Raw genomic sequence first — 22,678 nt, forward strand, 5'->3', positions numbered from 1 at the left:
CATCCGCCGGCGCCGCAGCCGGGGTGCCGGCCGCGCACCCCGGCACGGCCGCGCACGCTCACAGGAATGTGCCGGCGACGATCAGCAGGCCGCCGACGACGATGCCGACGGCGAGAACGCCGGACAGCGCGGGCGCGGGGAGCGGCCGGTCTTCCCGGAGCGAACGTTCGACCCGGCTCCAGTTCAGCCAGGCGTGCACGGGCGCCAGCACCCCGAGGGCCAGGAACACGGCGGACGAAGCGACCCGGAACTCGCCCCGGAGCGGGAGCTCGAGCACCCCGAGCGCGACGCCGACGGCGAGGAGGCCGAGCGAGGTGCGGATCCAGGCGAGGAAGGTGCGCTCGTTGGCGAGGCTGAACCGGGGGTCCGGTTCCCGGCCGCGTCCGTAGACCGACCGGGGAAACCGTCCTTCGGGAACGCGGTCGGGCATCCGCCTAGACCTCGTCGGTGACGGGAGCGGCGAACTGGGAGTTGTACAGGGCGAAGTACGCGCCGCCGGCGAGCAGCAGTTCTTCGTGCGTGCCGAGTTCGACGATCCGTCCGGCCTCCATCACGAGGATGAGGTCGGCGTCCCGGATCGTGGAGAGCCGGTGCGCGATCACGAAGCTCGTGCGGTCGGCGCGGAGCGCGCTCATCGCCTTCTGCACGAGCACCTCGGTGCGGGTGTCGACGGAGCTCGTGGCCTCGTCGAGGATCAGCACGCTCGGCTTCGCGAGGAACGCCCGCGCGATCGTCAGCAGCTGCTTCTCACCGGCGCTGACGTTGCCGCCCTCGTCGTCGAGCACCGTGTCGTAGCCGTCCGGCAGCGAGTGCACGAACCGGTCGACGTAGGTGGCGCGCGCGGCGGCCTGGATGTCCTCCTCGGAGGCGTCCGGACGGCCGTAGGCGATGTTCTCCCGGATCGTGCCGCCGAACAGCCAGGTGTCCTGCAGGACCATGCCCATCCTGCCGCGCAGGTCGTCCCTGGTCATCGTCGCGATGTCGGTGCCGTCGAGGGTGATCCGGCCGGAGTCGAGCTCGTAGAAGCGCATCATCAGGTTGACGAGGGTGGTCTTGCCCGCGCCGGTCGGCCCGACGATCGCGACCGTCTGGCCCGGTTCGGCGACGAGGTTGACATGCTCGATGAGCGGCTGGTCGGCCGAGTAGCTGAACGACACATCCTCGAAGGTGAGCCTGCCGTGGTTGTCCACCGGGCTCTCAGCGGGCTCGGGGTCCGCGGTCTGCTCCTCGGCGTCGAGCAGGCTGAAGACGCGTTCGGCGGATGCGACGCCGGACTGCAGCAGGTTGGCCATCGATCCCAGCTGGGCGAGCGGCTGGGTGAACTGGCGCGAGTACTGGATGAACGCCTGCACGTCTCCGAGCTGCATGGCGCCGGAGGCGACCTGCAGCCCGCCGATGACGGCGATGCCGACGTAGACGAGGTTGCCGATGAAGGTCATCGCGGGCATGATCAGGCCGCTGATGAACTGGGCGCCGAAGCTCGCGACGTAGAGCTCCTCGTTCTTGGCCGCGAAGCGTTCCTCGACCTCCTTCTGGCGTCCGAAGACCTTGACGAGGGCGTGACCGGTGAAGGTCTCCTCGATCTGGCCGTTGAGCTCTCCGGTGTTGGTCCACTGGCCGACGAAGAGCTTCTGCGAGCGCTTCGCGATCAGCATCGTCGTCACGAGCGTGAGCGGGATGGTGACGAGGGCGACCAGGGCCAGGAGCGGCGACAGGATGAACATCATCACGATCACGCCGACGACGGTCAGCAGGGAGGTGACGATCTGGCTCAATGACTGCTGCAGGCTCTGCGAGACGTTGTCGACGTCGTTGGTCACCCGGCTGAGCAGCTCGCCGCGCTGCACGGTGTCGAAGTACTTGAGCGGGAGCCGGTTGATCTTCGCTTCGATCTCGGCACGGAGACGGAACACCGTGCGCTGCACGACCCCGTTGAGCACGAAGGCCTGGATCCAGCTGAACGCCGAGGACAGCACGTAGAGGATCATCGCCCAGAGCAGCACGGTCGACAGCGCGGCGAAGTCGATGCCGAGACCGGGGGTCAGGGTCATGCCGCTCAGCAGATCGGCCTTGCCGGTGTCGCCGGAGGCGCGGAGACCCGCGATGACCTGGTCCTGGGTGACCCCGGCCGGAAGCGCCTTCGAGACGATGCCGGCGAAGATCAGGTTCGTGCCCTGGCCGAGGAGGCGCGGGCCGATCACGGAGAAGGTGACGCTGATCACGGCGAGCACCACGACAAGCAGGAGCCAGAGCCGTTCCGGCCGGAGCTTGCCCATCAGGCGCTTCGCCGAGGGGCCGAAGTTCATCGCCTTCTCAGCGGGCAGGCTCATTCCGCCCATGGGGCCGTGGCCGCCGCCTGGGCCGCGTCCGCCGCCTGGCCCGCGGGCCGGTGCTGTCGCCGCGGGGCGTTCGGTTGACTCGCTCATGCTGCTTCCTCCGCTGTGAGCTGTGAAGACACGATTTCCTGGTAGGTCGTGTTGGTGTCGAGGAGCTCCTCGTGGGTGCCCCGTCCGACGATCCGGCCGTCCTCGAGTACGAGGATCTGGTCGGCGTCGATGATCGTCGATACCCGCTGGGCGACGATGATCATCGTGGCCCCGTCGGTGCCGACCTTGAGGGCTGCCCGGAGCCGGGCATCCGTTGCGAGGTCGAGCGCGGAGAACGAATCGTCGAAGATGTAGATCTCGGGCCGTTTGACCAGCGCCCGCGCGATCGCGAGCCGTTGCCGCTGCCCGCCGGACACGTTGGTGCCGCCCTGGGAGATGGGCGCATCGAGGCCTTCCGGCATCTCCTCGACGAAGTCCTTCGCCTGGGCGATCGTGAGCGCCTCCCACAGTTCGGCTTCGGTCGCGTCGGGCTTGCCGTAGAGCAGGTTGCTGCGCACGGTGCCGGAGAACAGGTAGGGCTTCTGCGGGACGAGGCCGATGTGGCCCCAGAGCAGGTCGGGGTTGAGCTCGCGCACGCCGACGCCGTCGACGAGCACGGTGCCGCTCGTCGCGTCGAAGAGCCGCGGGATCAGGTTGATGAGGGTGGTCTTACCGGAGCCGGTGCTGCCGATGATGGCGGTCGTCTCGCCGGAGCGGGCGAGGAAGCTCACGTTGCTGAGCACGGGCTGCGCGGCGCCGGGGTAGGCGAAGCCCACGTCGAGCAGTTCGAGCTCGCCGTGGCCGATCGTGGCGTTGACCGGGTTTGCCGGCGGAACGACGCTCGACGGGGTGGCGAGCACTTCGCCGATGCGGTCGGCGGAGACGGTTGCGCGCGGAATCATCACGGCCATGAAGGTCGCCATCATCACGGCCATCAGGATCTGCATCAGATAGCTGAGGAACGCGATCAGGGTGCCGACCTGCATCGACCCGTCCTGGATCCGGAAGGCGCCGAACCAGATCACGGCGACGCTCGACACGTTCAGCACGAGCATCACGATCGGGAACATCAGCGCCATCAGCCGGCCGGCGCGGAGTGCCACATCGGTGACGTCCTCGTTGGCGACCGCGAACCGTGCGGTCTCGCGGTCCTCACGCACGAAGGCGCGAATCACGCGGATGCCGGTGAGCTGTTCCCGGAGGACCCGGTTCACGGTGTCGATCTTGACCTGCATGGTGCGGAACAGGGGAATCATCCGCACGATGATGAGCCCGACGGCGATGAGGAGCACCGGGACGCTCACCGCGATCAGCCAGGACAGCTGCACGTCCTGGCGGATGGCCATGATCACGCCGCCGATCGAGAGGATCGGGGCGGAGACCATCAGGGTCGAGGTCATCAGCACGAGCATCTGCACCTGCTGCACGTCGTTCGTGGAACGGGTGATCAGGGACGCGGCGCCGAAGCGGGTGACCTCCTGCTCGGAGAACTCACCGACCCGGGTGAAGACCGCGCCGCGCAGGTCGCGGCCCAGGGCCATGGCCGACTTGGCCCCGTAATAGACGGCGATGATCGAGCAGACGATCTGCGCCAGGGTGATCAGGAGCATCATCCCGCCGGTGCGGAGGATGTAGCCGGTGTCACCGGTTGCGACGCCCTGGTCGATGATGTCGGCGTTGAGCGTCGGCAGGTACAGCGAGGCGATCGACTGCGCGAGCTGGAACACCACCACCGCCGCCAACAGCCGCCAGTATGGCCGTAAGTACTTCACGAGTAATTTCCAGAGCATCGGTTCTCCTAGGGCAAGGCGGGGATAAGGGTGGAGTCTGTGGCCGGCGCGGACGCCGGGAGGGAGGTGTCGACGGGGGACGAGCCGGGCGCCATCGGTCCGGGCGCCGGGATTCCGTCGATCCCGTGCAGGATCAGCGCGGCGATCTCGGCGTCGTCGAACTCCGGTCCGTTGCGGACGTGCGGGACAGACGCTGCGAGCGTCAGCATCCGGATGACCTGGGCCGCGCGCTCGGCGGACACGGTGAGCCGGTCGAGGTCCGGAGAGAGGATCCGCGCGATGATCTCGGCGAATTCCCGCCGGGAGTCGTCGCTGGGGTGCGGGCCACGGTGCCCGATCACGGACATCAGGCTGAACACGGTCGTGAACCGGTTCCGCATCAGGGCGACGATCGCGGTGATGCGTTCCTCGAGGGGCAGGGCGGTGTCGATGCCGCGCAGCCGGCGCCGGAACGGTTCTGGATCGACCTGCCGGGCGACGACGGCATCGATCAGGTCGTCCTTGCTGTCGAAGGCCCGGAAGATGGTGCCCTCGGCGATGCCAGCCCGGTCGGCGATCTGCCGCGTGGTCACGGCGTTCCCATGCTCGAGCAGCAACGGCAGGGTCGCGTCGATGAGCATCGCCCTCCGGTCCTCGACCGGCAGCGGCTTGGCACGGGGCGGCTTGGCTGTCATCCCGCCAGTTTAGATGAGTGAGCGCTCACTCACAAGCCGATACCCGGCGAATTTCTCGTGAACAGCCATCGGCTTTCGCGAATCGCTTGCGCTCCCGGAATGAGTGAGTGTACAGTCACTCACATGCCAGCCCCCGCCGTTCGCCTGTCCACCGCCGAAGCGCGCCGCTCCCTCGTGATCGACAGCGCGATCGAGGTGTTCGCGCGGACCGGCTACCTCGGCACGCCGATCGCGAATATCGCCGAACACGCCCGCATCTCCCCCGCCTACGTCTCCAAGCTGTTCCCGAACAAGGAGGCACTCTTCGTCGCCGCACTCGATGAATGCTTCGAACGCGCAGGGGCAGCCCTCTCCCGCGGGGCGGAGACCAGCGCAGACCGGAGCCCCGACGGCATCCTCAACGCGATGGGCGGAGCATACGCCGACCTCATCGCCGACCGGTCGCTCCTGATGCTCCAGGTGCACGCCCAGTCCGCCGCAACCATTCCCGAGATCGGTGCCGCGCTCCGGCGGGGCATCGAATCGATCACGACCATGGTCCGCTCGCGCTCGGGTGCCACGGACGAAGCCGTGCAGCGCTTCGTCGCCTACGGCCAGCTCTGCCACCTCATCGTCACCACCGGACTCGACGACGTGCCTGCCGAGTGGGCGCGACTGCTCACGGCCGGCATCCGCCACCCCTGACCCACTCCCCCGCACCAGCCAACCTGCCCGGTGCCGCCCGCTTCACCGTTTCGAATCAAGTGAGTGATCAGTCACCCACCTATCCCCTTCCCTCATCACCATCACCGACACCGACACCGACACCGACACCGACACCAGGAGAACACCATGACAACGAACAACGGCCCCGCAACGACACCCACTCCACGGACCGGCTCGTCCCCCGCCCTCACCACCGAGATCGTGATGCCCGGCATCGTCGAACCCGACGGCTTCCAGATCCGGCGACGGATGCTGCCCGCCCCGTCCCGCGGCCAGGCCCGGGTGCGCGTCGAGGCGAGCGGCATCTCGTTCGCCGAGCAGTCGATGCGCCGCGGACGCTATCCCGGCCAGCCGAAGTTCCCCTTCGTGCCCGGCTACGACCTCGTCGGGGTCGTCGCGGCGGTCGGCCCGGGGGTCGATCCCGGTCTCGTGGGGCGTCGGGTCGCCGCCGCGACCAAGACCGGCGGCTGGGCGAGCGAGGCGCTCGTGCCCGCCGCAGACCTCGTTCCGGTGCCCGCACCGATCGATGCCGCCGTCGTCGAGTCGGTCATCGTCAACGGGATCACCGCGTGGCAGATGCTGCACCGGAAGGCGCGCGTGACGAGCGGCCAGACCATCCTCGTGCACGGCGCGAGCGGCGGGGTTGGCACGATCCTCGTGCAGCTCGCCGTCCACGCGGGAATCCGGGTGATCGGCACCGCCGCTCCCCGGCACCACGCGGCCCTCCGCGGCCTCGGGGTCGAGCCGGTCGGCTACGCCGACCCGGACCTCGCCGCCCGCGTCCGTGAACTCGCCCCCGGCGGCGTCGACGCCGCCTTCGACCACCTCGGCCTCGCGAGCGCCCGGATGTCGAAGAGCCTGCTCGCCCGCGGCGGCACACTGGTCTCGTACGGCATCGCCTCGGCCCTCACGGACACCGGACCGCTCCTGCCGCTCTTCATCGGCCTCCTGGCCCGGCTCACCCTCTGGAACGCCCTTCCGAACGGCCAGCGCGCCCTGTTCTACGATTTCTGGGCCGGGCGCCGGATCACGCCGGCCGCCTTCCGCAGGCACCACCGGGAGGACCTCACCGCGGTCCTCGACCTCGTCGAGCGCGGGATCGTCACCCCGCAGATCGCCGCGCGGTTCCCGCTCGTCGAGGCCGCCGCCGCGATGCGGCTCGCCGAGTCGCGCACCGCTCTCGGCAAGGTGATCCTGATCCCCTGAGCCGCGGCATCCGCCCGCACCCTCTCCCCCTCCCGCCCGTTCTGTTCCCACATCGAAACGCAGGATATCCGGGCCGTTGAGGCCACTACGGCCTCAACGGCCCGATTCTCCTGCGTTTCGTGAGGCCCGACGGGCCGGGCACGGATGTCGCGCCTCCCTACCAGACGCGGCTCACGCCGGGTTTTCCCCAGGTCCGAAACCCGCCAGAGGCGCGGGCGGCCCCCGACTACAGTCGAACCATGGACAGCACCCCGACCGCCTTGATCCGTCTCCCCAGCCCCATCGGCCGGCTGGAACTCACCGGCGACGACGTCGGCGTCCTCACGCTCTCGATCGAGCGCGAGGGGCATCTGCCGCACGAAGACCAGCCGGAGCACCCCTCCCCCGTTCTCGAGGAGGCGGCGAAACAGCTCACCGAGTACTTCGCCGGCACCCGCACCCGATTCGACGTTCCGCTGCACCTCGCGGGCGGCACCGCATTCCAGCGCGCGGTCTGGGCCCGCCTCGACGAGCTCGACTACGGCACCGTCACGAGCTACGGCGAACTCGGCCTCTCCATCGACCGGCCGGGCTCCGGGCGCGCGATCGGCGGGGCCGTCGGCGCGAACCCGCTGCCGATCCTGATCGGCTGCCACCGCGTGCTCGCGAGCAACGGCCGCATCACGGGCTACAGCGGCGGCAGCGGCATCCCCACCAAGGAGTGGCTGCTCGGCCACGAGGGCATCGAGTACCGTTCGTGACCGACCCGGCGCCCGCACATGGCGCTGCCGCAGCCCCTGCGACAGCCCCGAGCGCCCTCCGCACCGGCGAGGACGGTGTGGTCCGGTGCGCGTGGGCGATCGGCGACCCCGAGTACCGCCGCTACCACGACGAGGAGTGGGGTCGCCCCCTCCGCGACGACGAGCGGCTCTTCGAGAAGCTCTGCCTCGAGGGCTTCCAGGCCGGCCTCTCCTGGATCACCATCCTTCGTCGTCGGCCGGCCTTCCGGGCGGCGTTCCACGGCTTCGACGTCGACCGGGTCGCGGCCATGACCGCCGCAGACGTCGAGCGTCTCCTCGGCGATGCCGCCATCATCCGCCACCGGGGCAAGATCGAGGCCGCGATCGGCAACGCCAGGGTCACCCAGAACCTCGGCGAGGGGCTCGGCGAGCTGATCTGGAGTTTCGCCCCACCCGCCCGCGCGACCCGGCCGCGCGAACTCGGCGACGTCCCCGCGATCACCCCGGAGTCGACGGCGCTCAGCAAGGAACTCCGTTCCTGCGGCTACCGTTTCGTCGGCCCGACGACGATGTACGCGCTGATGCAGTCCGCCGGCCTCGTCGACGACCACTTCGCCGGCTGCCACCGCGCCTCCTGACCCTGCGCCTGCACCCTGCACCCGCTGCGCGCGCCCGCGGCACGGCTTCGCGCGCCCGCGACATCCATCCGCGGCAGGGCTTCTGGCGCCCGCGATATCCGTCACGCGCGCCAGATGCGCCACTGCGCGCCAGGCATGCCTGGCGCGCAACGGCGAAAATGGCGCGCACCTCGGATAGCGCGACACACAGCGGCTCCAGCATGCCCACGCGAGAGCCACGGCCGGTGATACGCGAGGGCCACGCCGCATCGTGATGCCCCCTACGCGCCCGGTGCGCCGCTCCGCGCCACGCGCGCCTGGCGCGCAACGGCGAAAATGCCGCGCGACATCGCCTGCCACCGCGCCGTCGTCTGGGGCTTCCCCCGAGCGCGGGTGTTGCGCCGTTTGCGCGGGTGGTGCACCACGCGCGGAGCGGCGGAACACCCGCGCTCGACCCGCGAGAGGTCAGCGGGCGGCGGGGAGCAGGCCGAGGGCGCGCACGTGGTCGCGTTCCTCGATGAGTTCGGCGACGGATGCGTCGATCCGGGTCCGGGAGAAGGCGTTCAGTTCGAGTCCCTGCACGATCTGCCACTGACCGTCGACCGACCGCACCGGGAAGGAGCAGACGAGGCCCTCGGGAACTCCGTATGAGCCGTCGGAGACGATGGCGGCGGAGGTCCAGCTCGAGCCGGTGCCGTGCACCCAGTCGTAGACGTGGTCGATCGTCGCCTCGGCGGCCGACCCGGCCGAGGAGGCGCCGCGCGCGGTGATGATCTCGTAGCCGCGCTTCTCGACCCGGGGAATGAAGGTTCCGGCGAGCCAGTCCTCGTCGACGAGCTCGCGAACCGGGCGCCCGGCGGCCGTCGCATGGAAGACGTCCGGGTACTGGGTCGCCGAGTGGTTTCCCCAGATGGCGAGGCCGTCGATCTCGGAGACGTGCACCCCGAGGCGCACGGCGAGCTGGGCGACGCCGCGGTTGTGGTCGAGCCTGGTCAGCGCGGTGAAACGCTCCGCGGGGATGTCCGGAGCGAACGCGGCCGCGACGAGCGCGTTCGTGTTGGCCGGGTTCCCCACCACGAGCACGCGCACGTCGGATGCCGCGCCGGCGTTGATGGCCGTGCCGTGCGGCCCGAAGATGCGGCCGTTGCCCTCGAGAAGCGCCACGCGTTCCTCGCCAATACCGCGCGGCCGGGAGCCGACGAGAAGGGCGACGTTCACTCCGTCGAAGGCGCGCGTGGGGTCATCCGTCACCATCACGTCCCGCAGCAGGGGGAAGGCGCAGTCCTCGAGTTCGAGGACGGTGCCCGCCGCTGCGGCGAGCCCGGCGGGGATCTCGAGGAGCCGGAGGTTCACCGGGGTCGTCGGGCCGAACATCTGGCCGGACGCGATGCGGAAGAGCAGGGCGTAACCGATCTGACCGCCGGCGCCTGTTACGGTGACATTCATCGTTGGAGTGGACACGCTGCCAGCATACGGCCGGGCGCCGGGGTTCGTCAGGACAGTGCCGCGGCGAGCGGCGCGTCGTCCAGGAGCTCGAGCGCGGCGGGCCCCGTCGTGCGCACGGTGAAGCCGGCGCCGGAAGCCCAGCCGAGCAGGTCGTCGACGGACCCGAGGTCGGGGGCGCTCCGAATGAGGGCGCGGGTGAACCGGCCCTTCGCGGTCTTGTTGAAGTGGTTGAGGGCGCGCACCTGCCCATCGGGGGTTTCTGTGACGACGCGGAGCAGCACGGAGCCGGTTCGGGAGGGTGCGGCGCCGAGGCTGACGTATCCCGCCGAACGGAGATCGAGAACGAGGCCGGTTTCCCCGGCGAGCACAGCCGCGATTCTCGGCCCCCAGTGCTGCTTGAGCGCGAGGCCGGGCAGCCGGCTCGTCGTGGACAGCCGGTAGGCCGGAATCGGATCGAGTGCGCCGATCGGACCGAACAGTGCCGAGTGGACGAGCACGTTCCCTGCGGCCCAGTCACGGTCGGCGAGCGTCAGTGTCTGCGCGTCCAGGGCGTCGTAGAGCACACCCGTGTACCGGTCGAGCGCGGCCATCGTCGGTGCGGTCGTCAGCGCACGGTTGTGGGCGACCTCTCCGGCCTGGGTGCGACCGAGTTTGAGGGCGGCCATCATGGCCTCGGGGTTCCGGGCGAGTGAGCGCAGCTCACGCACGAGTACCCGCCGCTGAGAGTTCAGCGACGGGTACCTGAGGTGGTTCAGATCGAGCGGTTCGCCGGTACCGCCTGTGCGTTTCGTCTCGGAGGGCGGCAGCAGGAGCAGCACGGGCTAGATCGACAAGGCTAGACGAGCCCCGCTTTGCGCGCGACGATCGTGACCTGGTTGTTGGCGACCGACAGGAAGCCGTCTTCCGCCTGGGCGACGATCTTCTCGCCGCCGGGCAGGGTCAGGCGTACCTCGCCGCTCGCCAGGATGGCGAGCAAGGGCTCGTGGCCCGGCAGGATGCCGATCTGGCCTTCGACGGTGCGCGCGACGACCATGGTTGCCTCGCCGGACCAGACTTCCTGGTCCGCCGAGACGACGCTGACGGTGAGCGGAGCCCCTGCCATGGCTAGTCGTTCTCCTTCTGGATTTTCGCCCACTTCTCTTCGACGTCGGAGATGCCGCCGACGTTGAAGAATGCCTGCTCGGCTACGTGGTCGAAGTCACCGTTGGCGATAGCCGTGAAGGACTCGATGGTGTCCTTGAGCGACACCGTGGAACCCTCGACACCGGTGAACTTCTTCGCCATGTAGGTGTTCTGCGAGAGGAACTGCTGGATGCGACGGGCCCGTGAAACTGTGACCTTGTCTTCCTCGGAGAGTTCGTCAACACCGAGGATCGCGATGATCTCCTGGAGTTCCTTGTTCTTCTGCAGGATCGCCTTGACGCGGACGGCCGTGTTGTAGTGGTCGGCGCCCAGGTAGCGGGGGTCGAGGATACGGCTGGTCGAGGTGAGCGGGTCGACGGCCGGGTAGAGGCCCTTCGACGCGATCTCGCGCGAAAGCTCGGTCGTGGCGTCGAGGTGGGCGAAGGTCGTCGCCGGTGCCGGGTCGGTGTAGTCGTCGGCGGGCACGTAGATGGCCTGCAGAGACGTGATCGAGTGGCCACGGGTCGAGGTGATGCGCTCCTGGAGGATGCCCATCTCGTCCGCGAGGGTCGGCTGGTAGCCCACGGCGCTCGGCATGCGGCCCAGAAGGGTCGACACCTCGGAACCGGCCTGGGTGAAGCGGAAGATGTTGTCGATGAAGAGCAACACGTCCTGCTTGGCGACGTCGCGGAAGTACTCGGCCATGGTGAGCGCGGAGAGGGCGACGCGAAGACGCGTTCCCGGCGGCTCGTCCATCTGGCCGAACACGAGGGCGGTCTTGTCGAAGACGCCGGCCTCTTCCATTTCCTTGATGAGGTCGTTGCCCTCACGGGTGCGCTCGCCGACTCCGGCGAACACCGAGACTCCACCGTGGTCCTGCGCGACGCGCTGGATCATTTCCTGGATCAGGACGGTCTTGCCGACGCCGGCTCCACCGAAGAGGCCGATCTTGCCGCCGAGGACGTACGGCGTGAGCAGGTCGATGACCTTGATGCCGGTCTCGAACAGCTGGGTCTTGGCCTCGAGCTGGTCGAAGGGCGGCGGCTTGCGGTGGATGGGCCAGCGCTCCGTGATCTCGATCTTCTCGCCGGGCTCGGCGTTGAGCACCTCACCGATGGCGTTGAAGACGCGGCCCTTGGTGACCTCGCCGACCGGAACCATGATGGGGGCTCCGGTGTCCCGGACCTCCTGGCCGCGGACGAGGCCGTCGGTCGGGTTGAGCGCGATCGCGCGGATCAGGTCGTCTCCGAGGTGAAGCGCGACCTCGAGGGTGATCTCAGTAGAGACGTCACCGATGACGATGGTCGTCTTCAGCGCGTTGTACATGCCCGGGATCGAGTCGTGCGCGAACTCGATGTCGACGACCGGGCCCGTGACGCGGGCGATCCGGCCGACGGCAACGGTATCGACCGGCGCGTGGACTGGCGCGGTTGCGATGTCAGTCATTGCTCTCTCTTCTCTGGTTTAGTTCTTGGCGGATGAGAGCGCATCGGCCCCACCCACGATCTCGGAAATCTGCGAGGTGATCTCGGTCTGCCTGGCGTTGTTGGACAGCCGGGTGAAGGTCGTGATCAGCTTGTCGGCGTTGTCGGCGGCCGACTGCATCGCCTTCTGGCGTGCGGCGTGCTCTGCGGCGGCCGACTGGAGCATCGCGTTGAACACGCGACTCTCGATGTAGACCGGCAGCAGGGCGTCGAGAACCGTCTCGACGTCCGGTTCGAACTCGTAGAGGGGCAGGACCTGACCGTCTCCGGGCTCGTCCACTCCCTCGACGACCTCGAGCGGCAGCAGGCGGACGACCTGGGGCACCTGGGTGACCATGCTCACGAAGCGGTTGAACACCACGTGGATCTCATCGACGCCACCGTCTTCTGCATCACGCAGGAAGGTTTCCAGCAATGACTCGCTGATCTCCTGGGCGATCTCCAACTGGGGCTGGTCGGTTCCGCCGGTCCAGACCCGCTCGGAGGCGCGCCTGCGGAAGCCGAAGTAGGCGACGGCCTTGCGTCCGACGAGGAAGTAGACGACATCCTTGCCCTGACCGCGCAGCAGTTCGCTGAGCGACTCGGCTTCTCTCAGCACCTGAGAGCTGAACGCCCCTGCGAGGCCCCGGTCCGAGGTGAAGATGACGACCGCGGCGCGCTCGACCTTCTCCGGCTCGGTCGTCAGAACGTGCGCGACGTTGGAATACGTCGCGACGGCCGAGACCGCCCGGGTGATCGACTGCGAGTACGGAGTCGAGGCCGAAACCCTCGCCCTCGCCTTCTGAATGCGCGAGGCCGAAATCAACTCCATGGCCCGAGTGATCTTCTTCATCGTCTGGGCAGACTTGATCTTCTGCCGGTAGACCCGAAGTTGCGCTCCCATGTGGCTCCTGTGCTTCCTTCTCAGTGAATCGTGGTTGTCGAGGCCCGCTGGTCAGCGGCGGTGCTTGACAATCTTTTCCTGGTTCACGTCGTCGGCGGTGATCGCTTCGAACTGTTCCTTGCCGACGGAGGCAAGCGGCTTGCCCTCACCGGTGTGAAATTCGCGCTTGAAGACGTCGACCTCACGCTCGAGGATTTCGACGGTCTCGTCGCTCAGCACGTTCGTCTCGCGCAGCGTCTTGAGGACCTCGGTGGTGCGACCGAGGTGATCGAGAAGTCCACGCTCGAAGCGCAGCACGTCCTCGACGGGGACCTCGTCGAACTTGCCGTTGGTGCCGGCCCAGATCGAGACGACCTGGTCCTCGACGGGGTACGGCGAGTACTGCGGCTGCTTGAGCAGCTCGGTCAGGCGGGCGCCTCTGGCGAGCTGGCGACGGCTGGCGGCATCGAGGTCGGATGCGAACATCGCGAAGGCCTCGAGGGAGCGGTACTGCGCCAGTTCGAGCTTCAGCGTTCCGGAGACCTTCTTGATGGACTTGACCTGGGCGTCGCCACCGACACGGGAGACCGAGATACCCACGTCGACCGCGGGACGCTGGTTGGCGTTGAAGAGGTCGGACTGCAGGAAGATCTGGCCGTCGGTGATCGAGATCACGTTGGTCGGAATGTACGCGGAGACGTCGTTCGCCTTGGTCTCGATGATCGGCAGGCCGGTCATCGATCCGGCACCGAGGGCGTCGGACAGCTTGGCACAACGTTCGAGCAGGCGGGAGTGCAGGTAGAACACGTCGCCGGGGTACGCTTCGCGTCCCGGCGGACGACGCAGCAACAGGGAAACGGCACGGTAGGCCTCTGCCTGCTTGGACAGGTCGTCGAAGATGATCAGGACATGCTTGCCCGCGTACATCCAGTGCTGGCCGATGGCCGAGCCGGTGTAGGGGGCGAGGTACTTGAAGCCGGCCGGGTCGGAGGCCGGGGAGGCGACGATGGTGGTGTATTCCATCACGCCGGCGTCCTCGAGCGCGCCCTTGACGGCGGCGATCGTGGAACCCTTCTGGCCAATGGCGACGTAGATGCAGCGAACCTGCTTGTTCACGTCTCCCGAAGCCCAGTTGGCCTTCTGGTTGATGATGGTGTCGATCGCGATCGCGGTCTTGCCGGTCTGGCGGTCACCGATGATGAGCTGGCGCTGGCCGCGGCCGATCGGGATCATCGCGTCGATCGCCTTGATACCGGTCTGCATCGGCTCGTGCACGGACTTGCGGTCCATGACGCCGGGCGCCTGCAGTTCGAGGGCACGACGCCCTTCGCTCACGATCGGGCCGAGACCGTCGATCGGGGCGCCGAGCGGGTCGACGACGCGACCGAGGTAGCCGTCGCCGACGGGAACGGAGAGCACCTCTCCGGTGCGGTGCACCTCCATGCCCTCGACGATGCCGGCGAACTCACCGAGCACGACAACACCGATCTCGTCTTCGTCGAGGTTCTGGGCGAGGCCCAGGGTGCCGTCGGCGAACTTGATGAGCTCATTGGCCATCACGCTGGGCAGGCCCTCGACGTGTGCGATACCGTCGCCGGCTGTCGTGACGTAGCCCACCTCAGCGGTCGCGGTCTTGCTCGGCTCGTAGGACTTGACGAAGTCCTGGAGAGCATCGCGGATCTCATCGGGGCTGATCGTTAGTTCTGCCATCATCTTCCCTTTCCCGTACGGGTGTACAGGTTCTGTCTCGAACGAAGCGTTGCCGCTCGTGGTTTTTCTGTTCCGGCTGACCTGTGGTCAACCGGCAAGCTGGAGTCGCAAATCCTTGAGGCGGGTGGCGATGGTTCCGTCGATGACGTCGTCACCGATCTGCACACGGACACCGCCGACGATCGCTGCGTCCACGACCTGGTTGATCGTGAGCGTGCGTCCGTACCGTGCCGTGAGGCTGGTGCGCAGGCGCTCCAGCTGTGCGGCGCTCAGCAGCTCGGCCGTTGAGACGGTCGCAATCGCCGTGCCGCCCTCGTCTGCGACGATTGTCGCCGCGAATCGCAGGAGAGCCCCGATGCGACGGCCGCGAGGCTGCTGCACGAGGTGACGCACGATGACGAGCGTCTGGTCCGAGACCTTGCCGGTGAGCAGGGAATCGATGAGTCCCACCTTGGCGCTGACTGCGCCGAGCTTCGACGCCAGTGCCAGTTCGAGTTCACCGTTGGACGCGACGGCCGTCCCGAATTCGAACAGCTCCGCTTCCACGGCACCGGCCACCGGGGCCGACGAAGCGACGGCCCGCAGCCCGAGTTCTTCGATGCCGGCGAGCAGGTCGGAGTGACTCGACCAGCGTGCGGCGGCGACCGTCTGGAGCAGGTCCAGTGCGGTCGGGGTCAGTTTCGCCGAGAAGACCGCGGCGACGAGTGTCGTCTTGGCCGCGGTATCCGCTGCGGTGTCGACCAGGGCAGACAGGAGCTGCGCCGAATCACCGATGACACGGCCGGAGTCGAGCAGGCCTTCGCCTGTTGCGAGATCGGTCGTGCGGCCATGGGCAGTGAGTACCGCCCTCGACGAGGCCAAAGCTTCCCTGGTGGCGCTTCCCATTACTTAGCTGCTTTCTCCGAGGCCTCAAGGTCGGCCAGGAAACGGTCGACGATGGCACTCGCCTTCGCGTCGTCCGTCAGGCTTTCGCCGATGACTCCGGACGCGAGGTCGATGGCCAGGGTGCCGACTTCGGCACGGAGGGACAGGACTGCCGCCTGACGTTCCGCTTCGATCTGGGCCTTGGCACTCGCGGTGATGCGGGCCGCCTCAGCGCCGGCCTGCTCCTTGAGTTCGGAGATGATCTTCTGGCCGTCCGCGCGGGCGACCTCGCGGATCTTGCCGGCTTCCGCACGGGCGTCGGCCAGCTGGGCCGTGTACCGCTCGAGTGCGGCCTCTGCCTTGCGCTGGGCGTCGTCCGCCTTGGCGATGTTGCCCTCGATGGCCTCAGCGCGGTCGTCGAGCATCTTCTGCATTCTCGGAAGGATGAGCTTCCAGAAGAAGAAGAGAATCACGACGAAGCACACCGCGGACCAGATGATGTCCGGCAACTCGGGGATGAGCGGGTTCTTCGTCTCTTCCGCGGCAGCTGCAATTACTGCGTGAAGCATCATGCCTCCTAACTAGAGAGAAAAGAGGATTACTGGCCGGTGGTGAAGATGAAGTACGTTGCGATACCGATGAACGCGAGCGCCTCGGTGAATGCGATGCCGATGTACATCAGAACCTGGAGCTGGCCGGCCAGTTCGGGCTGACGAGCAACGCCCTCGATGGTCTTGCCGACGACGATACCCACGCCGATTGCCGGGCCGATTGCGGCGAGGCCGTAACCGACAGTGGCGATGTTTCCTGAGATTGCCGCGAGAACGGTAGTTGCGTCCACGTTTGTTTCCTTCCGTTGTGACGAATACAGCGAGTGCCGGATTCGAGGTTAGTGTTCTTCAGCCACCGCGAGCTGGATGTAAACGGCGGTGAGCAGGGCAAAGATGTACGCCTGGAGCACGGCGATCAGGACCTCGAAGAGGGTGAACGCGAGCCCGAAGACGAGGGTGCCTGCACCGAAGAGCTTGAAGGCTCCGTCGGCCGTGAAGAAGAAGAACTGGGTCGCCGTGAAAAAGAGCACCAGCAGCAGGTGGCCGACGATCATGTTCATCAGCAGTCGCAGGGTCAGAGTGACCGGGCGGACGAGGAAGGTCGAGATGAACTCGATCGGCGTGACGATGATGTAGAGCGCCTTCGGCACCCCGGGCGGGAAGAGCGAGTTGCGGACGAAGTTGCCCGGGTTCTTCTTGAGGCCGGCGTAGATGAAGGTGCAGTACGAGATGACGGCGAGGAGCAGCGGAACGCCGATCACCGAGGTGCCCGCGATGTTGAGGAGCGGGATCGGTCCGGTCAGGTTCATGAACAGCACGAGGAAGAAGATCGTCGTGAGAAGGGGCAGGAAACGCTTGCCCTCCTTCTTGCCGAGGATGCTTTCCGCGATGCTGACCCTGGCGAAGTCGAGGCCCATCTCCACGAGGCTCTGCAGCCGGGTGGGGACGATCTTCATTCGGCGCGTTCCGAGCCAGAAGAGCAGCATCAGGGCGGCCATCGCAATGAAACGGATCAGCATGATCCGGTTGATCTCGAACGGCGTCCCCACGAAGAAGATGCCCTCGGGGAAGAACTCATTGATGGATGGGCCATGGAAGCTACCGTCGTCAGTAGCCAACGGGAGCATCAGGTTTACGGCGGTTTCTAGCAGCGCTTTCTCCTGGTTCGGGGCGGGGAGCTCTGCTCTCGCGAGGACGAAAATTGGGTCGGAACGTCGAGCACGACAAAAGCAGCGCTGCGGGGCGAACCGGTCATTACCCTACCAAGAAACGCACTCCGGGCCGAATCCTGAGGGTGAAAATTCATCGCTTTTTCGGGTCTGGGTTCCGGGAAAGATCGCTCACGTAGGGAACGCGGCTTGTGCGGATGACCGCGACGTCGACGATCAGGGAACCGACGACACCGGCGATGATGCTCAGGAACAACACGACCGGCTGCACCCAGGGCTGGCCCTTGAGCAGCACGACGAGCACGAGGAACACCACGAACTTGAGCAGCCAGCCGCCCAGCACGATCCCGAAGAACGCGCCGATCGCTGCGGCCGTCCCGGCGAAGCGGTTCGCGATCAGGATGCTGCCCGCCGTGATCCCCATGAACACGACGGACATCCCGGTGCCGATCAGGGCGCTCAGCACCCCGATGCCGCCGGCGGCGAGCCCGCCGGCGATCATCCCGACCACGGCGATGCCGCCGGCGAGGTAGCCGCCGTAGACGAGGATGCTGCGGAACACCCGGTTGGACTGCGGCTGCAGGGATTCGGGCTGCTGGACGGCGCTCATACGTGCTCCTCGGCTTGCGTCGATGCCTCGTCGAGGCGATCGAGCTTCACGATGTCGTGGGGAAGGGTGGCTGGGTGGGCAAGCTGGGTGGCCGCTTCGACCTTCTTGGACCGGCTGAGCGGCGCAAGGGTCACGATCGTGCAGACGAGCAGGGCGAAGACCAGGAACAGCGTCGCCCACCAGGTCTGCACGCCGAAGTAGACGGGCAACACGAAATAGAGCAGGCACCCCACGGATGCCGCCGCCGTCCACCCGTAGAAGATCAGCACGGCGTGCAGGTGCGAGTGTCCCATGTCGAGCAGCCGGTGGTGCAGGTGCTTCCGGTCTGCGCTGAACGGGGACTTGCCCGCGCGCACCCGACGGAACACGGCGAGTGCGAAGTCGAGCAGCGGGATGATCAGGATCGCGAACGGCATCAGGATCGGGATGAACGCGGGGAAGAGCTGAGACCGGTTCACCGCGGTCGGGTCGATCTGCCCGGTGATCGCGATCGCGGAGGTCGCCATCAGGAGGCCGACGAGCATGGAGCCGGAGTCTCCCATGAAGATCTTGGCGGGTCGCCAGTTGAGCGGCAGGAAGCCGATGCAGGCGCCGACCAGGATCGCGGCGATCACGGAGGCGAGGTTGAAGTAGTTGCTCGGCGAGGTGTCCCGCACGAGCAGATAGCTGTAGATAAAGAAGACGCCATTGGCGATGAGGGCGACCCCGGCGACGAGGCCGTCGAGGCCGTCGATGAAGTTGATCATGTTCATCAGGAGCACGATCACGAAGACGGTGATCAGGATCGACATCCAGGAGGAGCCGACGGTGAGCCCGCCGATCGGGAGGGACAGCACCTGGACGCCCTGCCAGGCGACGAGGCCGGCCGCGATGAACTGGCCGGCGAGCTTGGTCATCCAGTCGAGGTCCCAGAGGTCGTCTGCGACGCCGAGCAGCACGATCATCAGGGCGGCGCCGACGATGGCGACGATCTGTTCCGGATCGGAGAAGACCAGCCGGAGCGGCGCGAACTGCGCCGAGATGAGGTAGGCGACCCCGAAGGCCGCGATCACGCCGAAGAAGATAGCGACCCCACCGAGGCGGGGAGTGGGCCGGGTGTGCACGTCCCGCAGGCGGATCTTCGGATAGATCTTGTACCGGTGGCTGACTTTGAGCACGACCCAGGAGAAGATGGCCGTGACAACGGCCGAGACGATGGCCAGCAGGATGAATACGGTCATGGCTAGCCCGCGACATCCGCTTCGGGGGTCGCGGCAACGGGAGCGACGAAGCCCTCCGGTGCGAGCGCGTCGCCGACGACGGCCGCGAGGGCTTCCCGGGAGATCACGCCGTTCCGCACGATCACGAGCTTGCCGCCGTTGGTGTCGAAACCGGTCGCGTCGATGATCGTCGACGAGGTGTCGCCCGCCCGGTCGCCGATCGGTTCGTAGCCGGTGCCGACCGCTCCCCCGTCGAGGTAGACCTCGACGCTCTCGCCGAGCATCCCTTCTGCGGTCGCCGCGTCGACCGCGGAAGGCCGGCCGCTCGTGTTCGCACTCGAGACGGCGAGGGGGCCGGTGTCGGCGAGGAGGTCGAGCGCGATCGGGTTGCTCGGCATGCGGAGCGCGACGGTTCCGCGGGTGTCGCCGAGATCCCAGACCAGGGAGGGCTGCGCGTTGAGCACGACGGTGAGCCCGCCGGGCCAGAATTCCGCAACGAGGGCGCGCACGGGCTCAGGGATACCGACCGCGAGCGCGTCGAGTGTGCCGATGCCCGGGATCAGCACGGGCGGCGGCGACTGTCGGCCGCGGCCCTTCGCGTCGAGCAGTCGTTGCACGGCCTCCGGGCTGAACGCGTCGGCGGCAAGGCCGTAGACGGTGTCGGTGGGGATGACGACGAGCGCGCCGCGAGCGATCGCCGAGCGTGCCAGTCTCATGCCGGTTGCGTAGTCCGAGACAACCGTGCAGTCGTAGATGCGTGTCATTGCGCCCAATTCTAGTGCAGGGGTGTTTCCCGAGGCTGGGAGCGTGTCCCGCCCTGGCTGAGGTGTCGCAGATCGAGGTTCGCAAGGCGTGGGAACGTCGATGTGCGACACCTCAGCGCAGGGTTCAGGGGGTGGGGCGGATGGCGGTGGTCGCCCGGTCGCGGGTGGTGTAGTCGCGGTGGGTGGCGGTCGCGCGCCAACCGTCGCCGGTGAGCAGGGCGCGGATGTCGCCGCCCTGCAGCTCGCCGTGCTCGATCACGAGCACTCCGCCGGGGCGCAGCAGGCGCAGCGCCGTCTGCGACACCTGCCGGACGACGTCGAGGCCGTCCACACCGCCGAAGAGGGCGTGTGCCGGATCGAAGAGACGGACCTCGGGGTCGCGCGGCACGGCATCCTTGGGTATATAGGGAGGGTTCGAGATCAGGACGGCGACGGTGCCGTCGAGTTCGGAGAGGATGCCGGTGTCCGCGAGGTCGCCGAAGACGAGCGTCGCGTTGGCCGCGTTCACCGCCGCGAAGTTGCGGGTCGTCCAGGCGAAAGCCTCCGGGGAGTTCTCGACGGCCCAGATCCGCGCGCTCGGCACCTCGACGGCGAGGGAGAGCGCGATCGCGCCGCTGCCGGTGCCGAGGTCGACGCCGATCGGGTCCGGGTCCGGCATCGAAAGGAGGGCGTCGATCGCGAACTGGGCGACCTGCTCCGTCTCGGGGCGGGGCACGAAGACGCCGGGCCCGACGAGGAGCTCGATCGAGCGGAACGGGGCGCGCCCGGTGATGTGCTGGAGGGGTTCGCGCCGGGCGCGGCGAGCGACGAGAAGGTCGATCGCGGCGGCATCCGCCAGAGTGACACCGGTGCGGAGGATGGCCGCGGCCTGCACCTCGCCGCGGCTCCGGCCCAGCACGTGGCCGATCAGGAGATCGGCGTCGACGCCGGGGTCCTGGATGCCGGCGTCGGCGAGGATGCCGATGGTGCGGTCCCGGATGGAGTCCACTGTGCCCGGAACGGCGCCGGGAACGGAACCCGGGAAAGTGGCGGGAATGGAATGGTCGTCGTCTTCAGTTGTCACACTTTGGAATGTAACGCAATCAAGCGCGCGCGCCCAATGCCGGAGCCGTAGGCTGGGCGAGGTTCCTGACCCGATTGACCCGATGACCCGACTGAAAGGCACTGCGATGACCGCACGCATCTACTCCGACATCACCAAGGCAGTTGGAGGGACACCGCTGGTCAAGCTCAACCGCCTGACGGCCGGCCTCGACGCGACCGTGCTGGTCAAGCTCGAGTTCTACAACCCCTCCGCGAGCGTCAAGGACCGGATCGGCATCGCGATCGTCGACGCCGCAGAGGCCTCCGGCGAACTCCTCCCCGGCGGCACCATCGTCGAGGGCACGAGCGGCAACACCGGCATCGCGCTCGCGCTCGTCGGAGCGGCCCGCGGCTACAAGGTCATCCTCGCGATGCCCGAGACCATGAGCAAGGAACGCCGCGTCCTGCTCCGTGCGTACGGCGCCGAGATCGTGCTGACCCCGGGAGCCGCCGGCATGCGCGGCGCGGTCGAGAAGGCCGAAGAAATCGTCGCGAACACCCCCGGCGCGATTCTCGCCCGCCAGTTCGACAACCCCGCGAACCCCGCCATCCACTTCGCGACGACCGGCGTCGAGATCTGGGACGACACCGAAGGCGCCGTCGACATCTTCGTCGCGGGCATCGGCACCGGCGGAACCATCACGGGCGCCGGACGGCTGCTCAAGGAGCGCAAGCCCTCCGTGCACATCGTCGGCGTCGAGCCGATCGATTCCCCGATCCTCACCGGCGGCAAGCCGGGTCCGCACAAGATCCAGGGCATCGGCGCCAACTTCGTCCCGTCTGTTCTCGACACCGACCTCTACGATGAGGTCACCGATGTCACCCTCGCTGATTCCCTCACCACCGCTCGCGCACTCGCGACCGACGAGGGAATCCTCTCCGGCATCTCGGGCGGCTCCGCCGTCTGGGCGGCCATCGAGCAGGCGAAGAAGCCGGAGAACGCCGGCAAGACCATCGTCGCCATCCTCCCGAGCTTCGGAGAGCGTTACATCTCGACCGTGCTGTACGAGGACCTGCTCGACTAAGAACTGCTCGACTATCAAGAACGGGAACAACTGAAAACCGACATGGGAGTCATTTCACGCATCCGTGAGGACATGGCGATGGCGCGCGCCCACGACCCGGCAGCCCGCAGCAACGTCGAGGTCTTCCTCGCGTACAGCGGGCTGCACGCCGTGTGGTCGTACCGGATCGCCCACCGGATGTGGGTGGCCGGGTTGTACCTGCCCGCCCGGCTGGTCTCCCAGTTCACCCGGTTCCTCACCGGGATCGAAATCCACCCCGGCGCCCGGATCGGGCGCCGGTTGTTCATCGACCACGGCATGGGCGTCGTGATCGGGGAAACCGCCGATGTGGGAGACGACGTGATGCTGTATCACGGCGTCACCCTCGGCGGGAAGACCCGGCACGGCGTCGTCCGCGGTGAGAAACGGCATCCCACCCTCGGCGACGGCGTCACCATCGGCGCAGGCGCGAAGGTGCTCGGCCCGATCACGATCGGCGCCTGGAGCACGATCGGCGCGAACGCCGTCGTCACGAGGGACGCCCCGCCGAAGTCGCTGTTGCTCGGCATCCCGGCGACGATCCAGCCGGTGCGCACCCAGACGATCGAGGGCGCGCGCGGCCTCCCGGTCTCCGACGAGGACTAGCCGGCACGCGGCATCCGCTGCCGCCGCAGCCGCACCCATTACCTCCCAGAGTCACCAAAAATGCCCAGAATCGCCGTTCGACCGGCGA

Annotated in this window: 24 protein-coding genes; 6 read left to right on the forward strand and 18 right to left on the reverse strand. The window is 67.7% G+C overall.

Going from position 1 to position 22,678, the window contains the following annotated elements; all coding sequences use genetic code 11:
• Window positions 1-58: 58 nt before the first annotated feature.
• From E3O44_RS16500 to E3O44_RS16515, 4 genes are read right to left on the reverse strand one after another with little or no spacing between them, the layout of a single operon-like run.
• Complete coding sequence (locus tag E3O44_RS16500) at window positions 59-430, reverse strand: YidH family protein (RefSeq protein ID WP_134535862.1); 372 nt, start codon at window positions 428-430, stop codon at window positions 59-61.
• Window positions 431-434: 4 nt separating this feature from the next.
• On the reverse strand, window positions 435-2,426 hold the full coding sequence (locus E3O44_RS16505; protein ID WP_134535863.1) for an ABC transporter ATP-binding protein: 1,992 nt from the start codon (window positions 2,424-2,426) through the stop codon (window positions 435-437).
• Window positions 2,423-4,156, reverse strand: a complete 1,734-nt coding sequence (locus E3O44_RS16510) for an ABC transporter ATP-binding protein (protein ID WP_134535864.1) — start codon at window positions 4,154-4,156, stop codon at window positions 2,423-2,425. The genes E3O44_RS16505 and E3O44_RS16510 overlap by 4 nt, the downstream gene beginning before the upstream one ends.
• A gap of 8 nt (window positions 4,157-4,164) precedes the next feature.
• Window positions 4,165-4,830 carry a TetR/AcrR family transcriptional regulator gene (locus tag E3O44_RS16515; RefSeq protein ID WP_134535865.1) on the reverse strand — a complete coding sequence of 222 codons (666 nt, stop codon included), beginning with the start codon at window positions 4,828-4,830 and terminating at the stop codon, window positions 4,165-4,167.
• 123 nt (window positions 4,831-4,953) lie between these two features.
• On the opposite strand from E3O44_RS16515, the gene E3O44_RS16520 reads away from it, so the two are divergent.
• The 4 genes from E3O44_RS16520 (at window position 4,954) to E3O44_RS16535 (ending at window position 8,098) form a co-directional block, all read left to right on the forward strand.
• Window positions 4,954-5,514, forward strand: a complete 561-nt coding sequence (locus E3O44_RS16520; RefSeq protein ID WP_134535866.1) for a TetR/AcrR family transcriptional regulator — start codon at window positions 4,954-4,956, stop codon at window positions 5,512-5,514.
• Between the two features lie 147 nt (window positions 5,515-5,661).
• Window positions 5,662-6,741, forward strand: a complete 1,080-nt coding sequence (locus E3O44_RS16525) for a medium chain dehydrogenase/reductase family protein (protein WP_134535867.1) — start codon at window positions 5,662-5,664, stop codon at window positions 6,739-6,741.
• Window positions 6,742-6,980: 239 nt separating this feature from the next.
• Window positions 6,981-7,481: a methylated-DNA--[protein]-cysteine S-methyltransferase gene (locus E3O44_RS16530; protein WP_134535868.1), complete on the forward strand. Its 501-nt coding sequence runs from the start codon at window positions 6,981-6,983 to the stop codon at window positions 7,479-7,481.
• On the forward strand, window positions 7,478-8,098 hold the full coding sequence (locus E3O44_RS16535) for a DNA-3-methyladenine glycosylase I (protein WP_134535869.1): 621 nt from the start codon (window positions 7,478-7,480) through the stop codon (window positions 8,096-8,098). The genes E3O44_RS16530 and E3O44_RS16535 overlap by 4 nt, the downstream gene beginning before the upstream one ends.
• 444 nt (window positions 8,099-8,542) lie before the next feature.
• Here the strand turns inward: E3O44_RS16535 and E3O44_RS16540 are convergent, their stop codons facing one another.
• The 14 genes from E3O44_RS16540 to prmC all read right to left on the reverse strand — a co-directional run bounded on the left by E3O44_RS16540 (window position 8,543) and on the right by prmC (window position 20,846).
• Window positions 8,543-9,523: a malate dehydrogenase gene (locus E3O44_RS16540; RefSeq protein ID WP_134535870.1), complete on the reverse strand. Its 981-nt coding sequence runs from the start codon at window positions 9,521-9,523 to the stop codon at window positions 8,543-8,545.
• Between the two features lie 47 nt (window positions 9,524-9,570).
• Window positions 9,571-10,341: a YaaA family protein gene (locus tag E3O44_RS16545; RefSeq protein WP_134535871.1), complete on the reverse strand. Its 771-nt coding sequence runs from the start codon at window positions 10,339-10,341 to the stop codon at window positions 9,571-9,573.
• 17 nt (window positions 10,342-10,358) lie between these two features.
• Window positions 10,359-10,625, reverse strand: coding sequence for a F0F1 ATP synthase subunit epsilon (locus tag E3O44_RS16550; RefSeq protein WP_134448166.1), 267 nt, complete (start codon window positions 10,623-10,625; stop codon window positions 10,359-10,361).
• Between the two features lie 2 nt (window positions 10,626-10,627).
• Window positions 10,628-12,091, reverse strand: a complete 1,464-nt coding sequence (gene atpD / locus E3O44_RS16555; RefSeq protein WP_134535872.1) for a F0F1 ATP synthase subunit beta — start codon at window positions 12,089-12,091, stop codon at window positions 10,628-10,630.
• Window positions 12,092-12,109: 18 nt separating this feature from the next.
• Entirely contained in the window at window positions 12,110-13,012 is a 903-nt protein-coding gene (locus E3O44_RS16560; RefSeq protein WP_134535873.1) for a F0F1 ATP synthase subunit gamma, read from the reverse strand.
• Between the two features lie 51 nt (window positions 13,013-13,063).
• A complete protein-coding gene (gene atpA / locus E3O44_RS16565; protein WP_134536024.1) occupies window positions 13,064-14,701 on the reverse strand; it encodes a F0F1 ATP synthase subunit alpha in 1,638 nt (545 codons plus the stop codon).
• An 87-nt stretch (window positions 14,702-14,788) separates the two neighbouring features.
• A complete protein-coding gene (locus E3O44_RS16570) occupies window positions 14,789-15,586 on the reverse strand; it encodes a F0F1 ATP synthase subunit delta (protein ID WP_134535874.1) in 798 nt (265 codons plus the stop codon).
• Window positions 15,586-16,134, reverse strand: a complete 549-nt coding sequence (locus E3O44_RS16575; RefSeq protein WP_134536026.1) for a F0F1 ATP synthase subunit B — start codon at window positions 16,132-16,134, stop codon at window positions 15,586-15,588. Before E3O44_RS16575 ends, E3O44_RS16570 begins: the two co-directional genes overlap by 1 nt.
• A 29-nt stretch (window positions 16,135-16,163) precedes the next feature.
• Window positions 16,164-16,406 carry an ATP synthase F0 subunit C gene (atpE, locus tag E3O44_RS16580; protein ID WP_134535875.1) on the reverse strand — a complete coding sequence of 81 codons (243 nt, stop codon included), beginning with the start codon at window positions 16,404-16,406 and terminating at the stop codon, window positions 16,164-16,166.
• A gap of 48 nt (window positions 16,407-16,454) precedes the next feature.
• Window positions 16,455-17,243 (reverse strand): F0F1 ATP synthase subunit A, encoded by a 789-nt coding sequence (gene atpB, locus E3O44_RS16585; protein WP_134535876.1) that lies wholly within the window; start codon window positions 17,241-17,243, stop codon window positions 16,455-16,457.
• A 175-nt stretch (window positions 17,244-17,418) separates the two neighbouring features.
• On the reverse strand, window positions 17,419-17,895 hold the full coding sequence (locus tag E3O44_RS16590; RefSeq protein WP_134535877.1) for a Cg1360 family ATP-synthase-associated protein: 477 nt from the start codon (window positions 17,893-17,895) through the stop codon (window positions 17,419-17,421).
• Entirely contained in the window at window positions 17,892-19,115 is a 1,224-nt protein-coding gene (locus tag E3O44_RS16595; RefSeq protein ID WP_134535878.1) for an MraY family glycosyltransferase, read from the reverse strand. Before E3O44_RS16595 ends, E3O44_RS16590 begins: the two co-directional genes overlap by 4 nt.
• A gap of 2 nt (window positions 19,116-19,117) precedes the next feature.
• Window positions 19,118-19,858 carry an L-threonylcarbamoyladenylate synthase gene (locus tag E3O44_RS16600; RefSeq protein WP_134535879.1) on the reverse strand — a complete coding sequence of 247 codons (741 nt, stop codon included), beginning with the start codon at window positions 19,856-19,858 and terminating at the stop codon, window positions 19,118-19,120.
• A gap of 124 nt (window positions 19,859-19,982) precedes the next feature.
• On the reverse strand, window positions 19,983-20,846 hold the full coding sequence (gene prmC, locus E3O44_RS16605) for a peptide chain release factor N(5)-glutamine methyltransferase (RefSeq protein WP_241976399.1): 864 nt from the start codon (window positions 20,844-20,846) through the stop codon (window positions 19,983-19,985).
• Between the two features lie 181 nt (window positions 20,847-21,027).
• On the opposite strand from prmC, the gene cysK reads away from it, so the two are divergent.
• On the forward strand, window positions 21,028-21,966 hold the full coding sequence (gene cysK, locus E3O44_RS16610; RefSeq protein WP_134535881.1) for a cysteine synthase A: 939 nt from the start codon (window positions 21,028-21,030) through the stop codon (window positions 21,964-21,966).
• 42 nt (window positions 21,967-22,008) lie between these two features.
• A complete protein-coding gene (gene epsC, locus E3O44_RS16615; protein ID WP_134535882.1) occupies window positions 22,009-22,590 on the forward strand; it encodes a serine O-acetyltransferase EpsC in 582 nt (193 codons plus the stop codon).
• Window positions 22,591-22,678: the final 88 nt, after the last annotated feature.

Origin of the sequence: Cryobacterium algoricola, assembly GCF_004402485.1 — a bacterium.
Lineage (GTDB): Bacteria > Actinomycetota > Actinomycetes > Actinomycetales > Microbacteriaceae > Cryobacterium > Cryobacterium algoricola.

What these genes read in the sequence shown, in the direction of transcription:
- E3O44_RS16500 (WP_134535862.1), bottom strand. Translation starts at nt 430, where the DNA reads ATGCCCGACCGCGTTCCCGAAGGACGGTTTCCCCGGTCGGTCTACGGA.
- E3O44_RS16505 (WP_134535863.1), bottom strand. Translation starts at nt 2,426, where the DNA reads ATGAGCGAGTCAACCGAACGCCCCGCGGCGACAGCACCGGCCCGCGGG.
- E3O44_RS16510 (WP_134535864.1), bottom strand. Translation starts at nt 4,156, where the DNA reads ATGCTCTGGAAATTACTCGTGAAGTACTTACGGCCATACTGGCGGCTG.
- E3O44_RS16515 (WP_134535865.1), bottom strand. Translation starts at nt 4,830, where the DNA reads ATGACAGCCAAGCCGCCCCGTGCCAAGCCGCTGCCGGTCGAGGACCGG.
- E3O44_RS16520 (WP_134535866.1), top strand. Translation starts at nt 4,954, where the DNA reads ATGCCAGCCCCCGCCGTTCGCCTGTCCACCGCCGAAGCGCGCCGCTCC.
- E3O44_RS16525 (WP_134535867.1), top strand. Translation starts at nt 5,662, where the DNA reads ATGACAACGAACAACGGCCCCGCAACGACACCCACTCCACGGACCGGC.
- E3O44_RS16530 (WP_134535868.1), top strand. Translation starts at nt 6,981, where the DNA reads ATGGACAGCACCCCGACCGCCTTGATCCGTCTCCCCAGCCCCATCGGC.
- E3O44_RS16540 (WP_134535870.1), bottom strand. Translation starts at nt 9,523, where the DNA reads ATGAATGTCACCGTAACAGGCGCCGGCGGTCAGATCGGTTACGCCCTG.
- E3O44_RS16550 (WP_134448166.1), bottom strand. Translation starts at nt 10,625, where the DNA reads ATGGCAGGGGCTCCGCTCACCGTCAGCGTCGTCTCGGCGGACCAGGAA.
- atpD (WP_134535872.1), bottom strand. Translation starts at nt 12,091, where the DNA reads ATGACTGACATCGCAACCGCGCCAGTCCACGCGCCGGTCGATACCGTT.
- E3O44_RS16560 (WP_134535873.1), bottom strand. Translation starts at nt 13,012, where the DNA reads ATGGGAGCGCAACTTCGGGTCTACCGGCAGAAGATCAAGTCTGCCCAG.
- atpA (WP_134536024.1), bottom strand. Translation starts at nt 14,701, where the DNA reads ATGGCAGAACTAACGATCAGCCCCGATGAGATCCGCGATGCTCTCCAG.
- E3O44_RS16570 (WP_134535874.1), bottom strand. Translation starts at nt 15,586, where the DNA reads ATGGGAAGCGCCACCAGGGAAGCTTTGGCCTCGTCGAGGGCGGTACTC.
- E3O44_RS16575 (WP_134536026.1), bottom strand. Translation starts at nt 16,134, where the DNA reads ATGCTTCACGCAGTAATTGCAGCTGCCGCGGAAGAGACGAAGAACCCG.
- atpB (WP_134535876.1), bottom strand. Translation starts at nt 17,243, where the DNA reads ATGCTCCCGTTGGCTACTGACGACGGTAGCTTCCATGGCCCATCCATC.
- E3O44_RS16590 (WP_134535877.1), bottom strand. Translation starts at nt 17,895, where the DNA reads ATGAGCGCCGTCCAGCAGCCCGAATCCCTGCAGCCGCAGTCCAACCGG.
- E3O44_RS16595 (WP_134535878.1), bottom strand. Translation starts at nt 19,115, where the DNA reads ATGACCGTATTCATCCTGCTGGCCATCGTCTCGGCCGTTGTCACGGCC.
- E3O44_RS16600 (WP_134535879.1), bottom strand. Translation starts at nt 19,858, where the DNA reads ATGACACGCATCTACGACTGCACGGTTGTCTCGGACTACGCAACCGGC.
- cysK (WP_134535881.1), top strand. Translation starts at nt 21,028, where the DNA reads ATGACCGCACGCATCTACTCCGACATCACCAAGGCAGTTGGAGGGACA.
- epsC (WP_134535882.1), top strand. Translation starts at nt 22,009, where the DNA reads ATGGGAGTCATTTCACGCATCCGTGAGGACATGGCGATGGCGCGCGCC.